Source organism: Lentibacillus daqui (genome assembly GCF_027186265.1).
GTDB classification, from domain to species: Bacteria; Bacillota; Bacilli; order Bacillales; family Amphibacillaceae; genus Lentibacillus_C; species Lentibacillus_C daqui.
Genome location: NZ_CP114176.1, coordinates 2349065 through 2363316 on the forward strand (window position 1 = coordinate 2349065; position 14252 = coordinate 2363316).

The following is a 14252-nucleotide window of genomic DNA, read 5'->3' on the forward strand; positions in this document are numbered from 1 at the left end:
ACGTTCCCTCCTAAAACCACACATAATAAATGATCAAAACAGACGTCACCATCACTAACAGACTAAGCGGAAGCCCGACTTTTACGTAATCCATAAACTTGTAGCCGCCAGGGCCATATACAATCAAATTCGTCTGATAACCGATTGGTGTAATAAAACTTGCTGAAGCGGCTATTGTAATGAGGACAGCTATTCCTGTCGGCTCGACAGCAAGCGTCTGTGCCATTTCAATTCCGATTGGAAGCATCATGACGGCTGCAGCACTGTTGGTGACAATTTCCGTAAACACATTTGTCAGAATATAGATTATAAACAAAGTGGCCACTAATCCTAATAGATCACCAAAATCCAACAAACCATTCGCAACCCATTCCGCCAGACCCGTTTTTCTTATGGCAGCACCAATCCCGAGCGAACTGGCAATCAATAATAAAACATTGAAGTGAACATATTTCTTGGCTTCCTGAGGTGTAATAATTTTCGCAGTCAAAAATACCAAGACTGTTAGTGCTAACGCTTTAAACATACTAAGCCAGCCCAGTGTCACTGTCACAATCATCGCAAGCAGCATGATGATCGAAAACCAGCCTTTCTTGGTGCTTCGATTCAGGGCAGCTGGTGTATCCAATGACGATACGACAAAAAAGTCATTTGATTGTTGATATTTTTCAACAAAGTCCGTACCCGCCACAAGCAATAATGAATCCCCAGGCTTTAAAACGATATCCCCGACCTTGCTCTTGATCCGCTCATTATTCCGGTGTACCGCAATGACACCTGCATCATACCGTGAACGGAACTGCGATTGTTTAATTGACTTGGATAAAAGAGACGACTGATCTGACACGACGGCATCCACTAATTTGGTTGATCCATCCTTCAGATCATCGAGATCAATGTTCGTCCCCGTTTCCAATTTCAGACCTTTCATCTTCTGCAAATCAGCAATGGTTGAAATCAATCCGGTAAAAATTAGCCGGTCACCACTTTGAATCACCGTAGTTGACCTGACCGGCGAAATCCGTTCATCGCCGCGGATAATCTCAATTAGATAAAGACCTTTCAAATCTCGCAAACCAGCTTGCCACACACTCTTGTCAAGATGTCCGAAGTCTTGTGTCACTAGCATTTCAGCAATGTATTCTTTGAAATCCTCCTTTATCCGCTGGCCAAAGCCTTTGTTATCCGGTAATAATTTATATCCAATTGTAAATAAATAAATGAGTCCAATTATTGCAACCGGAATACCAACGATAGCTAATGTAAATAATGAAAAACCTTCCAGTCCAAAGTCCAGCATCAAACCATGAACGACAAGATTTGTGGACGTTCCTATTAATGTAATCATCCCACCCAAAATCGTAGCGTATGATAATGGGATCAAAAATTTGGAAGGTGCGATCCCACGGTCTTCACACCATTTTTTTATAATTGGGGTAAACGTCACAACAATCGGTGTATTGTTTAAAAAGGCTGAAAGTGCAGATATCGGTACAAAAAAGCGCAGCATCGAACTTGTGTGGGTACGACTGTTCTGAAGCCATTTTTTCATCAGTTGATCGATCAAACCACTTTTCTGTATAGCCCCTGCAACGATAAACAATAATGCAACCGTTAGCATACCTTCGTTGGAAAAACCGTTCAATGCCTCATCAATCGTCAAAACGCCTGAAAGTAACAAAATAACTAATACTGAAAAAATGACCATGTCAGGCCGGGCTACTTCAAAAATCAGCGCGGCAAACATGGTCAGCAGTAACATTAGCACAAACATCATTTCAAAGGTCATGGGGTATCAGATCTCCTTTTAATGCGTGTACAAAAAGGAAAATTCAGGTTCTGTTCTTTCCTTGCATTCCTTTGATTAGCACATCAGCAACTTCCGGACGTGAAAATTCTTTTGGTGGGCGTTTGCCGTTACGAAGCAGTTCACGTACCTTTGTACCGCTTAAGTGGACATGATTTTCCTTGTCGTGTGGACATGTTTTCGCGGATGCCATATTTTCACAGACTTTACAGTAAAACGCATGTTCAAATTTAAAAATCTGAATGCCGAGTTCTTCTTCATATTGTGCGATCAACTCTTGCGCTTCATATGTCCCATAGTAGTCTCCAACACCAGCATGATCACGTCCGACAATAAAATGAGTGCAGCCATAGTTTTTTCGCACAATCGCATGCAAAATCGCTTCTTTCGGTCCCGCATAGCGCATGGCCGCTGGATAGATGACAAGACGCACACGATCTTTCACATAATAGTTTTCTAAAATTGTTTTGTAGCTTTCCATCCGAACATCCGCTGGAATATCATCAGATTTCGTTTCACCAACAAGTGGGTTCAACAACAAGCCATCCACCGACTCAAGTGCTGTCTTTTGAATATGCTCATGCGCGCGATGAACCGGGTTTCGTGTCTGAAAGCCAACGATTGTTTTCCAGCCCAGGTCTTCAAACATCCGCCGTGTTTCAGTCGGATCCATGTAATACGCTAAAAATTGACTGTGATCTGGGCGATTAAGCAGCGTAATCTCCCCGCCAAGATTGATATTTCCAGCCTCATAGACTTTCTTCACCCCGGGATGTGCCGCATTAGTTGTGCCATAGACATTTTCCGCTTCCTTCTTTTTATCATATGCATATTTCTCGGCCAGGGTGATAGTTCCATAGATGACCCCATCTCTTCCTTTAAGGGCAATTTGGTCACCAATTTGAAGGTTTTTAGCCTCTTTTTCGGTTGTCGGCAATGTAATCGGGATGCTCCAGATTGTTCCATCCACAAGACGTGCATTTTTAATGACATTCTCATAATCATTCTGCACCATAAATCCTGTCAGTGGACTAAAACCACCTATCCCTATTAGTTCCATATCTGAAATCACCCAGGAACTTACAGTTATAGACTGAAGCGTTTCGGCATGCTTGATCGCTTCATCTCGTTTCTGCCCAGTTAATTCTCGGCTGATTAATTTTCCGCCATGTGGTTGATTGACCATACGTTAACCCCCTTGTAAATTTTATTTTCGATACACTAACATATTGGATAAAGACAAAAGTTGGAACTAACCATTCCTTTTACTAAAAATCTAGGGAGATATAATAGAAAAGCGTAGATAACTCCAATCAGCTTAAAAAAGCTGTGTTAAAGTTTTCTACGCTTAATTTCTATTTAAAAAGTGAGTAAACTGGGTTTTGCGGTTAACCCTCTTACATACTACTTAAAGTACTTCCAATCGAACAACTAATGCAATTAACACTTGCAATAGGATTTGGGCATTAACGGCAATATCCGTATCGGTCGTTGTAACATTTACACCACGTGAATTTTCAATATAAAGCTGTTGTTTGTTTACCTGACTGGATTTTAATTTAGCGAATAGATCTTGGGTAATTTCATCCTCGGTACTGCTATCTGCAATAGAAATGCTAATTACTAAAGCAATTGCAGCCTGAAGGGCAACTTGAATGTTAACAGCGGCTTGAGTATCGGTCGACTTCACATCTATATCGCATGAGTCTTTAATAACGATACACTCATCGGACTGTTGAACGTTTTTCACTTGTGAATTCTGTTCTTGATCAACAGTGCTATCACCAGTGCAATTCATAGGATGATCCATGGTTGGGTCTAGTGCACTCCACTTATGGCATGGTTCTTGCTTATGGCATGGTTCTTGCTTATGACATGATTCCTGTTTACAACATGACTCTTGGCATGGATCATGTTTGCAATGCGAAACCGATTGTTGACATTGACTATCACAAAGACCTATTTTATTACCATGATTTCTAGCTCTGTTCCTTGCTAGTAAAAAATTTTGTTGATTCCTCATTACTTCTCTCCTCCTTCTTGCGGTTTACTTTATGTTATGTACTATGTCTCAAATAGTAAGGGTGGTTGTCTTATCATAAAAACCTATTTTTTAATATATGTATGATAAACTACCCTACCCAATAGGCAAACAATACCCCGGATATTTACCATCCAGGGTATTACAATTTCTTGATACAGGATAGTATTTAGCAAAAGAAAGCCTATTTGCAGATTTCCAAAAGGCTAATCTCTTTCTTCTTTCTGGTTCCCTTCTTTTTGATCCTCTTCATTCTTTTGAACTCGTGTGAGGTCATCGACACTTTGCTTTAGAACTTCAACCAAATTCTTTATTCTTTCCTTATCTTCAGCATCCAGTTTACCAGCATCTAATTTGGCTCCGTGTTTTTTTAAAGTGTGATCCACGAGCAAATCGATAATCTGGTTGGAGAAGTTTTCATAATTATTACCGCTCACTGCTACACCTCCAAGCTTACTTTTATATACTATATTCACCCTGGTATTAGGTTGTATCAATCATCGTCTAATTCAACGAATTTTGTTCACCTATTTCTAAGTAGGTAATAAACTTCAAACAAAAACTAGTTACGCATCTATGTTTATAGGATAGTTGTGGAATTTTGCTATTAAGGGAACTAAACGCCCTTACAGATGGACAGCATCAGAATATAGTAAATTGAGATAGATATTATATTACAGAAAGGATGGATACTGATGGCACTTACAGATCGTCAGAGGGATCTACTGAATTACCTTAACCAACTATCCCAGAGTCTTGCCAACAGTGGATTAAATAATGATTTCTCATTAAATTTACCAGGACTAAATGTTGATTTTGATGTCGATGTTGGAAGGAACAGATCGGGTGGCGGAACATCTCCAACTCCACCAAATACTCCCAAAACGATGCGCGACGTATTAATTAACGCAATCAATGAACAGGTACAAATAACTACACCTTTTGATACCGTAACAGGTACGCTCATAGCAGTGAAGAATGACTATGTCGTATTAGTGGAAAACACTGGAGAACAAACACTAGTCCGTATAGATAAAATCGAATTCGTCAGTGAGATATAAGGAGGGATACAAATGTTTCAAGACACATTTGCGGCCGAATTAGCAAATAGAGCCGGCTCAAGAGTTGAAGTGGCTACGGATAATAATCTAATTGATGGAATACTGTCAACGGTGACTGCAGAATTAGTTCTCGTAATTGAAGTTAGTACTGGTTATCAAAATACCAAGGTATATATATCCTTAAGTTCGATCAACTTTATTCGTTTTCCTGTAGCTGCCTAACGAAACAAAAGCCAGTAAAAACAGGGGTTAACCTTATTTTTTACTGGCATTTTCTATTTATCGCCCCTATCTTCTCCGGTAGACCACGTTCGGATAAAATCTTGCCATTTTGTATGATGCTGCTTTGTAATACTATATGAATGCTCACGTATATTGTAAACTGTAAAATCCCGATAACAAAATCGAGAATGTCGTATTAATCTTCCCAGGACACTTACATCTTCATATAGCCTCCCATCCGCAAATGCAATTACCGGAAATCCACCATACTTTTTCAATAATGATGTCCGATATATCCTTGGTCCCAAGGGAAAATGATAGTTTTCAAGTTGTTCCCAGCCATCTACTGGAACACCATGTGAAACCGTTTTAAAGTGAACATCGGCATCCTCGCCCATCTGTTTCCATCTTCGTAAATTGCCATAAAGCACTGATATATCTTCAGTTAGCTCCGATAAATATTGTTTTATTACCTTTATCGCATCGGGATCAAGCCAGTCGTCACCATCCAGTTCGAGTACAAAATCAGTCTTGAGATGTGGCAGTAATTCATTTAAGGCCCTTGCTTTTCCTCCGTTTGTTTTATGAAATACCTTTACCCGCTCTTCCTTGTTCCATCGTTCAAGTAGTTTATTGGAGTGATCTGTTGACCCATCATCAATCACGAGTACCTCCTCTGGTTGTTCGATTTGTAACAGGCATGAGGCAACAGCAGTACCGACGTATTTTTCCATGTTATAATTTGACATCATCACGGAGATGGTCGGAGAGTTTGCGGTATTCTTTGTTTGCCGATATTTATGCATCATTTTTTGCTTTTCTATTGTATTTGCTGATTTATTTTTCCTTACCTGTTTAACAAGTCCCTCCCTCCAAATAACAACTTGCTCATCCACCTTGGACAGCCAAGCGGGTAATATCGCCTCCTTGAATGGCAGATGATGTCTGGAGAAAAATGGTTCTTTTTGAAGTAGTTCCTTATGAATCAGCAGCGCTCGGGGTACAATGATATTACCGTGATGATAAATGCGTGTTCCTAACACTTGTTTTGTCCGAGGAAGATGAAGTGCATTATCTTTTAAGCTTGGTAGGAGGTAATCAGTATGTTGAAGGAATAACAAATAGGGAGTCATTAATCGATCAACCATGTCATTCAAAGTTACTCCTAAGTCTTGATGGGTAATCATAATAAACTGAATTCGATCATCTTCCCCATACCGATTGAATAACATTGTTCCATGCTCCTGAAAGACGAGAATTGATTTTAATCTGGTGGCTAACTGATCTAAGGAGACAAGTGCTTTGTCCAGTGCCGATTGATCAGTATAATGAATCAAAATGGCTGTTATATCCTGCACAGGTGTGCCCCCTTTCGCATCATGTTTACACTACTATATGTGTATACACTTTAGGTAATCAATATTATTGTATAGTACTGCTTAACACGATGTTCATAATCTAATTAGGATATTTGTCTTAACGTGACAAAGATCTGTATACCATATTTTCACTATTTTATAATCCTATTTAGTTTAAAGGTAACATGTGTTTTCTAAAAAATTGGTAATTTCGGCATATTGCATAACCTGTACAGGCCTGCTAAGCTATAATCAATAAGTAATCCCCCTACCAACAAGGATAATGATACCTGTTCTCTTTTAAACGTAGATTAGCAGGGGATCACTATTTTGTTCAAATTGTTTCAGCACCAGATTTTTACTCTAAAATCATAAGGAGGAAACAAAATGAATAACAGGAAAAAGAAATGGTTCGAGACATGTGGCCGCAAATTGGATCCTGGTTTAGTGGAACAATTACACAACAAAGCCAAGGTAAAGCTGGAAGAAACGGGTGATGAAGGTATTCCGGTAATTGTTTATTTGAATCGGCAATCGGAATTGGATTCCAAGCACGACTTTGTGCAAACCTGTCATGCCGAAGCTAACAACATCATAGATAACGAACTTGGACTGGATGACACGTTAAGCGGTCAACTGACACCAAAGATGATCAAAAAAATGAAAGATCATGGGGCAGTTGACCGTATTTTTTATGATCGGAAAGTAACTGCATTGCTGGACGTTGCTACACTGGGAATTGGCGCGAAACATGTACAAGAAGAGCTCGGGCTGACTGGCAAAGGTGTGACAGTCGCAGTCATTGACACGGGCATTTTCCCTCATGAGGACTTAACAACACCTGATAACCGAATTGTGGCCTTCAAAGATTTTGTCCAGGATCAAACAGAAGCCTATGATGATAATGGACATGGAACACATTGTGCCGGAGATGTCGCTGGTAATGGGCATCAATCAAATGGTGAATATATTGGACCCGCGCCAGAAACTTCCTTAATCGGTGTCAAGGTGCTGGATCAGGATGGTAGCGGCCGATTGTCTACCATTATGAAAGGAATTGCCTGGTGCATCAATCATAAGAAAGAATATGATATTCGTGTCATCTCCCTTTCCCTTGGTGCCGAGGCATTCGAATCATACCGTGATGATCCATTGGCACAGGCAGCCGAAAAAGCCTGGCATCATGGCATTGTTGTTTGTGCCGCCGCTGGAAATGATGGTCCATCACGTCAAACGATTTCTACACCGGCGATTGATCCATTTATCATTACGGTCGGTTCCGCGGATGATCAAAATACGCCAACTCGATCAGACGATAGCATTGCCGACTATTCCAGCCGTGGGCCGACCATTGATTCGCTGGTCAAACCGGATATTTATTCACCTGGAACGAATATTATTTCCTTACTGGCACCTGATTCCACTTTGGCCGAACAAATGCCGGGAAAAATTGTTGGTGAGCATTATTTGGAATTATCTGGGACGTCCATGGCAACCCCGATTTGCGCAGGCGTTGTGGCCTTGATGCTGGAGGTGAATCCTGATCTTAGCCCAAATGACGTTAAAAGCATTCTGCAGACAACCGCTCCAGCAACCCTCGACGATCTTTGGGGCTACATCGACGCCAAAAGCGCTGTCGCCATGGCTAAGGAATATGCCGAACATCAACTTGCAGTTAGTGAAGTACAATAGCATATTTTAACAAAGGCCTTCCTTATGGGAGGTCTTTGTTATTTTTTTATAATGGAGGATGCTTTTCAGGCACTCACCCATAAAAATTCCATGCATATCTTATATAGACGAATGTAAGTTGATCCTGAATGGAGGACGATAACAATGGCTGTTTCCAATATGGATTTTACAGCTTCAACGGCTCAGTATTCGTATGATTTAAGCAATAACCCACTGTTTGAAAAAGATAGTAAAAATTATATTAATGCGCTGGGTGCAAATCGATTAAATACGATCGGGAATATATATTTACTGGATATTTTCCTAACAAAAGGCAACACGATCGAGCCACATTATCATCCAAATGCATCCGAGCTCACATACTGTATTACAGGTTCAGCGAAAATTTCCTTGATGAACTCATTTAATAATAAACTGATTGAAGTCGATCTCATGCCTGGGAAAGTTGCCAGCATTCCCCAAGGATGGTGGCATTATGCGGAGGCAACAGATGATGAAACCCACTTACTCGCTATTCACGACACACCAATGCTGCAAACTGTCTTCGGATCTGACATATTACGTTTAACTCCACCAGAAGTTCTCGCCCATACCTACTGCCTCAATGAAAACAAAGTCAAAGACACCCTGGCACCAATCAACGGGACTGTCATCATTGGCCCATCCGAAGACTGCTCGCAAAATAACCGCTTCCCAGGTTTTCACTATACCAGATAATTAGGGGCCAGGGTTAGCAGGGCTACCGAAAATATCGAGTCGCCATGGACAGTTCGATTGATTTTTGCGCATGTTCGATCGACTTTACCGCCTGACTCGATCGACTTTCCTACGCGCTCGTTCGACTTTGCGTCTGACTCGATCAACTTTCATCCGTGCTCGATCGACTTTGCGCCTGACTCGATCAACTTTTATCCGTGCTCGATCGACTTTGCGCCTGACTCGATCAACTTTCATCCGTGCTCGATCGACTTTGCGCCTGACTCGATCAACTTTCATCCAAATCAATCATTCTATAAACACACGTATTTTTTCGATATCCCTGCCCGCTCCTTTTTTCAAATCAAACTTCAATATCATGACCCAACCCCAGCTGTTTTGCTTTCTGATAAATACCTTTTGCCACAACAAGGTCAAAATAGGCTGCCCCGACCGATTTAAAAAAGGTTATTTCCTTGTCCGAATCACGCACGATGGTGTCATCCATGCTTAATTGACTAAGTCCACCATAAAGATCTTCAAAGCGCCATTCCCCACTTTTATTGGCATAGATTAGTTCCCCCGCCTCTTCCTTTGCACTTTGTACATCATCCACAACAATTTTCCCTGACTTTTTAATGGTCAATAAATCAACCTCACGCATTGTTGGTAAGTATGAGCCAACGCCATTAATATGTGTACCGTCTTGCAAATCATTTCCATCGAAAACGGGATCATTGGACCTGGTGCTGCAGCAAACGATATCGGCGGTTTCAACCACTTTATTCACTTGATCTGCTACCATAATTTCTGCTTCCACACCAAAATCAAGCAGCCTTTGTCTAAAATGTACTGCCTTTTCCATGGTTCGATTAAATAAATGGATCGTTTTAATTTTGCGTACTTCCAATACACCCAGAACCTGTTCAAATGCCATGGCGCCGGTTCCAATCACCCCCCAATGTTTTAGAACCAGTACGCGCCAGCTTTTTGGTTCCTATGGCACTTAATGCTCCAGTACGCAATCGGGTTAGATAGGAAGCATTCATCATACATAAGTGTTCGCCGGTTGCCGCATCTGTCAGCAGCAGTATTCCCTGAGTCGTTGGCTTTCCCTGTTTCGGATTCTCAGGAAAAATGGTGACGACTTTCACGGAAGCAACGTCCTGATTTAGGTCGGCGCTTGGCATATATAAAGAAGAAGCCTGGTGTTTCGGTATAACAATAACAGTGCGGTGCGGGCTTTCAATTAATCCCTTGCTTTTGGAAATAAGTCCTTGCTGTAAATCGGCAATCGTATCTTTCATACCATAATTGTCTTGAATAACCTTCTCATTGAGAATAAGCATACCAATCGTCCTTTTGGCGTAATTATCATTCCTGCAGTTTGGTTACAATCGGCAAAATCTCCGTTAATTCCTTTATTTCATACGTTGGGTTTACATCCCTTGGTGTTTGTCCGCGACGATTCAACCAGATGGAATCAACTCCTGCTCGGGAAGCTCCAAGTATGTCGGTCATCAGGTTATCTCCGACCATGATCGCCTCATCGTTTGCAACACCCAAACGCTCCAACGCATAATCAAAAATTCCTGGATCCGGTTTCCCTTTCCCGAAATCCCCCGACACCACAATCTGATCAAAATACGTAGCCAATTTTGGGGTTAGATCAAGCTTCGTATGTTGTAAGTCCGGGGAACCATTGGTTAGCATTAATAATTGAAATTTTCCTTGCAGCTGATTAAGCACTGTAAAAGTATCATCATAAACAAATGGCATTTTTTTGCGCATCTTTGGAAATGTTTCCCCGAGATATTCCCCCAGCTCCTCATCATCAATCCCTATATCCTGCAGCCCTCTTGTCCATGCAGCCGTCCGATATGTCGGTGCAATCGCCTTTAATTTTTGAAATGTTTCTCCCTCATCGCAAAAGTTCCCCCAAAGTCCCTCAAATGGGCTGATACCAATGTCCTCCGCGAAATCATATGTATCGTAGGAAGCAAACAACGCGCGGGCACTTCTTTTCACTTTTTCTTCCAGCTGACCGGGGTCAATATGATATTTATCTTCCGCTAGTTTACATGTCGCCCGGAATGCTTCATTGACACTTTTGTCGTCCCATAATAATGTATCATCCAAATCAAATAAAATTGCCTTTAGCATAAAAAACGCCCCTTTCACCTCTATCATTACATAATTCGCCATGGATTCCCCCAATTCCTTTTTTGTTTTATAAAACAATTCATGAAATGGCTTTCACGGTAATAAAATGAAAGAAATCCACATAGGAGGTGAAAAGTATGGCCTATGAAATTTATGGACCATTTCGCATCAAAGAAGATACCGTAAATACTGCCAATGTTCTCGGGTTAAAAGGTTTTTAAAAACGATCACATCTTCATTTTTGCTAATGAAAGTATGAGAGATGATTTAAAGAACCGAATTGATGCACATGTAGTAAATAACCATACTACAAATCATGATGACCTTTCCTTTGCCAACAAGATGAAGAATCTTTTCTCCGGCGACTCCAACCCTTCAAAAGATATGAAAGAAAAACTAGGCAGCCTGGGTGTCACAGATAAACAGATTGAGAGGTATATGTCAGATATTGCATCCGGTGACATTATAATCGTAGTGAATAATCAAAAACGAGTGGGAACTGATGCGGCTGACAGCACGATTAGGTTGAGATCGCCGATTATTAAAAGGCTGCCCATGATCACGATTTTTTGACCTTTTGGAGCAGCCTGTTGTCATTTTAACTTAATTCGGAAGGGTCTATTCCGGTCATTTTTTTAATATCTTCATCCGTAACACCATGTTTTCTCATTGCTTCTACTATTTCTTTTTGCCCTTCTTTTTTTCCTTCTCTTTTTCCTTCTTCTTTCCCTTCATCTCTTGCTCCGCGCATACGGGTTATTTCGTCATTTATTTCTCTTTCCCTGGCATCATATGCTTCTTTGAGGTCTTTATCAAGGTTAAGTGCAAATAGCTTTTCTTCTGCTTCAGCGATATTTTTATCCAATGCAGCTACCTCCTCTAAAAGCATTTTGTCTTCACTTTTTTAAAAAGTCAACCAGCGGTGCATTTACTATTGTGATAAAATAAGAAGCTGCTCCAAATGTTCACGATTTTAACCTCTTGGAGCAGCCTTTTGTCATTTTAACTTAATTCGGAAGGGTCTATTCCGGTCATTTTTTTAATATCTTCATCCGTAACACCATGTTTTCTCATTGCTTCTACTATTTCTTTTTGCCCTTCTCTTTTTCCTTCTTTTTTTCCTTCTCTTTTTCCTTCTTCTTTCCCTTCATCTCTTGCTCCGCGCATACGGGTTATTTCGTCATTTATTTCTCTTTCCCTGGCATCATATGCTTCTTTGAGGTTTTTATCAAGGTTAAGCGCAAATAGCTTTTCTTCTGCTTCAGCGATATTTTTATCCAATGCAGCTACCTCCTCTAAAAGCATTTTGTCTTCACTTTTTAAAAAGATCAACCAGCGGTGCAGAGGATTTTTAAGGTCTATGTTTTCTATCAATTTCATGAATTTTAATGTCTCAATGAAATGGATCTCCAATTTATTGGTCAAAAGTTTTTTTGTCTTTCTGTTTAATAGTTGATAACAAGAGTGAAAATCAGCTTCATTATTAACATTATATCCCAAAAGACTTATGGAAACTGTCCTTGTTAACTCCTTATAATCCCTGCTTTTCTTAAATCCGGCAGTAAATAATTTTGACCAATAATACAAAATCCTCTCACTTATATTATACTGATTTGCAAGCTGGACCTCAATATTTATTTTTTCACCCAAATCAGTGTAGGCTTTAATATCCAGTATACCCAGTTTGTCATCTTTTGTTACGGGTAACACCTCATTTTCTGCAAGCCTTATACTGGAAATTTCAAAATCCAATATGGCGTTCAAAAGAGACTTTAATAGCACTTCATCGGTGAATATTGTTTTAAACGCTACGTCATTCAATGGATTCAATCTTTCCATGCATATCCTCTCCCGTTTTCGTTTATATGTCCGACATTGTTAGATCATCTAGCCTAGGCAATCACGGGTAAAATATCCACAAAAACGTAAACTCCCATTTCCCTTCCTCCCACCCAAATTGTTTTGTTTCAATAATGGTAAAATTTAACTAGATTTCCCTTGCTCAATTGAGGTTATTCGTGGCGTAATGTAGGAATATGTCGTGTGGTTAGGTCTATTATACCAATAATGAGCCATTATGCAACTGACTAATTTAAAAATTTAAATAACTATTGATGAGAAACGTTTGTTCGTATATAATAGGATTAACTTCATCATTAGGCAATGCAAAAAGGATGTGGTAAAATGATGGCAAATGATATCGTACTCGAGGAAAAAGAATCTTATCATGAGAGCCCGCCAGATTATGATGGACTATGGAAAAAGTTGATTGAGCAATTGTTCGAGGAATTCATGGAATTTTTTGCACCTGATTTGTACCCGGAAATTGACTTTACCAAAGCGCCGGATTTTTTGAAGCAGGAATTTCATAGGATGATTATTGATAGTTTAGAGGGGCGAAATTATACCGACCAACTTGTTCAAGTAACATTAAAAAATGGGAAAGATAAGTGGATTCTAATCCATATTGAGGTTCAAGATGAGGAAAGTGAACAATTCACAAAGCGTATGTTTCGTTATTTTTTACCGTATTTATGACAAACATGGCGAAGAGATATATGCTATTGCCCTTCTAACATCGGAGCAGGAATCACAATACCGTGATCATTTTTATTATTCTTTTTACAGTACAAAGCTTCATTACGCTTACAATACTTACAAATTTCGTGATCACAGTATAGAAGAACTTGAACAGTCAACCAATCCACTTGCAGCTGCAGTGATTGCTGTCAAATATGCCAATGAACACAAGAACGACCCGAATGAAAAATTTAATTTTAAACAGGAGCTAATGACACAAATTATAAACCAATTTTCAAATGAACAGGAAAAACCACGTTTGTATTTGTATGCTTTATTTTACTTCATCGATTATTTGCTTAAAATACCCAAAGATCTTCAACAAAAATTGGAACATAACATTACTGATTTTGTGGAAAAGGAGGAGATTGAGAATATGCAAGCCGGGAATATGGAAGCTTCACCAACACTAGCAGCGATCTTTAAGGAATATGAGAGACTTGGCCTTGAAAAAGGAATGGAAAAGGGTATGGAAGAAGGCGTTAAAAAGGAACGAAAAGACATCGCAAAAAAATTAATACATGATGGCTTTTCCGATGAAAAAATCATGGAATTAACCGAACTATCCCTTGAAGAAATCGAATCGTTAAAAAAATCACTTGACTAATTAATGGTAAACGAAGCTGGCAGTA

18 protein-coding genes are annotated in these 14252 nt (G+C 39.9%); 8 read left to right on the plus strand and 10 right to left on the minus strand.

Features of this window, described 5'->3' with window-relative positions; genetic code table 11:
• Nucleotides 1-10: 10 nt before the first annotated feature.
• From O2S85_RS11830 to O2S85_RS11840, 3 genes are all read right to left on the minus strand, one after another.
• A complete protein-coding gene (locus O2S85_RS11830; RefSeq protein ID WP_269409536.1) occupies nt 11-1789 on the minus strand; it encodes an SLC13 family permease in 1779 nt (592 codons plus the stop codon).
• A gap of 43 nt (nt 1790-1832) precedes the next feature.
• A complete protein-coding gene (sat, locus tag O2S85_RS11835; RefSeq protein WP_269409537.1) occupies nt 1833-2993 on the minus strand; it encodes a sulfate adenylyltransferase in 1161 nt (386 codons plus the stop codon).
• Between the two features lie 222 nt (nt 2994-3215).
• Entirely contained in the window at nt 3216-3617 is a 402-nt protein-coding gene (locus O2S85_RS11840; RefSeq protein ID WP_269412569.1) for a spore coat protein, read from the minus strand.
• 2 nt (nt 3618-3619) lie between these two features.
• On the opposite strand from O2S85_RS11840, the gene O2S85_RS11845 reads away from it, so the two are divergent.
• On the plus strand, nt 3620-3790 hold the full coding sequence (locus tag O2S85_RS11845) for a hypothetical protein (protein ID WP_269412645.1): 171 nt from the start codon (nt 3620-3622) through the stop codon (nt 3788-3790).
• Nucleotides 3791-4054: 264 nt separating this feature from the next.
• Here the strand turns inward: O2S85_RS11845 and O2S85_RS11850 are convergent, their stop codons facing one another.
• Nucleotides 4055-4285 carry a hypothetical protein gene (locus O2S85_RS11850; RefSeq protein WP_269409538.1) on the minus strand — a complete coding sequence of 77 codons (231 nt, stop codon included), beginning with the start codon at nt 4283-4285 and terminating at the stop codon, nt 4055-4057.
• Between the two features lie 258 nt (nt 4286-4543).
• On the opposite strand from O2S85_RS11850, the gene O2S85_RS11855 reads away from it, so the two are divergent.
• Complete coding sequence (locus O2S85_RS11855) at nt 4544-4909, plus strand: DUF2642 domain-containing protein (RefSeq protein ID WP_269409539.1); 366 nt, start codon at nt 4544-4546, stop codon at nt 4907-4909.
• A 12-nt stretch (nt 4910-4921) separates the two neighbouring features.
• The gene (locus O2S85_RS11860) at nt 4922-5131 is read left to right on the plus strand and encodes a hypothetical protein (RefSeq protein WP_269409540.1); all 210 of its coding nucleotides are present in this window, start codon (nt 4922-4924) and stop codon (nt 5129-5131) included.
• A gap of 53 nt (nt 5132-5184) precedes the next feature.
• Here the strand turns inward: O2S85_RS11860 and O2S85_RS11865 are convergent, their stop codons facing one another.
• The gene (locus tag O2S85_RS11865; protein WP_269409541.1) at nt 5185-6489 is read right to left on the minus strand and encodes a glycosyltransferase family 2 protein; all 1305 of its coding nucleotides are present in this window, start codon (nt 6487-6489) and stop codon (nt 5185-5187) included.
• A 387-nt stretch (nt 6490-6876) separates the two neighbouring features.
• Between O2S85_RS11865 and O2S85_RS11870 the strand changes: the two genes are divergently transcribed.
• Together O2S85_RS11870 and O2S85_RS11875 are read left to right on the plus strand one after the other, a co-directional pair.
• On the plus strand, nt 6877-8181 hold the full coding sequence (locus tag O2S85_RS11870) for a S8 family peptidase (protein ID WP_269409542.1): 1305 nt from the start codon (nt 6877-6879) through the stop codon (nt 8179-8181).
• 144 nt (nt 8182-8325) lie between these two features.
• The gene (locus O2S85_RS11875) at nt 8326-8898 is read left to right on the plus strand and encodes a cupin domain-containing protein (protein ID WP_269409543.1); all 573 of its coding nucleotides are present in this window, start codon (nt 8326-8328) and stop codon (nt 8896-8898) included.
• A 343-nt stretch (nt 8899-9241) separates the two neighbouring features.
• On the opposite strand, the gene O2S85_RS18810 is transcribed toward O2S85_RS11875, so the two are convergent.
• The 3 genes from O2S85_RS18810 to O2S85_RS11885 are packed head-to-tail and all read right to left on the minus strand — an operon-like array spanning nt 9242 to nt 11040.
• Nucleotides 9242-9814: an ornithine cyclodeaminase family protein gene (locus O2S85_RS18810; RefSeq protein ID WP_367748094.1), complete on the minus strand. Its 573-nt coding sequence runs from the start codon at nt 9812-9814 to the stop codon at nt 9242-9244.
• Nucleotides 9804-10226: a hypothetical protein gene (locus tag O2S85_RS18815; RefSeq protein ID WP_367748097.1), complete on the minus strand. Its 423-nt coding sequence runs from the start codon at nt 10224-10226 to the stop codon at nt 9804-9806. The genes O2S85_RS18810 and O2S85_RS18815 overlap by 11 nt, the downstream gene beginning before the upstream one ends.
• A gap of 25 nt (nt 10227-10251) precedes the next feature.
• Nucleotides 10252-11040: an HAD family hydrolase gene (locus O2S85_RS11885; RefSeq protein WP_269412570.1), complete on the minus strand. Its 789-nt coding sequence runs from the start codon at nt 11038-11040 to the stop codon at nt 10252-10254.
• Between the two features lie 255 nt (nt 11041-11295).
• On the opposite strand from O2S85_RS11885, the gene O2S85_RS11890 reads away from it, so the two are divergent.
• Nucleotides 11296-11613 carry a hypothetical protein gene (locus O2S85_RS11890; RefSeq protein WP_367748100.1) on the plus strand — a complete coding sequence of 106 codons (318 nt, stop codon included), beginning with the start codon at nt 11296-11298 and terminating at the stop codon, nt 11611-11613.
• 25 nt (nt 11614-11638) lie between these two features.
• Here O2S85_RS11890 and O2S85_RS11895 read toward each other — a convergent pair whose 3' ends face one another.
• Nucleotides 11639-11905, minus strand: coding sequence for a hypothetical protein (locus O2S85_RS11895; RefSeq protein WP_269409544.1), 267 nt, complete (start codon nt 11903-11905; stop codon nt 11639-11641).
• A 137-nt stretch (nt 11906-12042) separates the two neighbouring features.
• Nucleotides 12043-12879, minus strand: a complete 837-nt coding sequence (locus O2S85_RS11900) for an Rpn family recombination-promoting nuclease/putative transposase (RefSeq protein WP_269409545.1) — start codon at nt 12877-12879, stop codon at nt 12043-12045.
• 345 nt (nt 12880-13224) lie between these two features.
• Here O2S85_RS11900 and O2S85_RS11905 point away from each other — a divergent pair, with 345 nt between their 5' ends.
• Complete coding sequence (locus O2S85_RS11905) at nt 13225-13578, plus strand: RpnC/YadD family protein (RefSeq protein WP_269409546.1); 354 nt, start codon at nt 13225-13227, stop codon at nt 13576-13578.
• Nucleotides 13520-14227: an RpnC/YadD family protein gene (locus tag O2S85_RS11910; RefSeq protein ID WP_269409547.1), complete on the plus strand. Its 708-nt coding sequence runs from the start codon at nt 13520-13522 to the stop codon at nt 14225-14227. Before O2S85_RS11905 ends, O2S85_RS11910 begins: the two co-directional genes overlap by 59 nt.
• Nucleotides 14228-14252 lie beyond the last annotated feature (25 nt).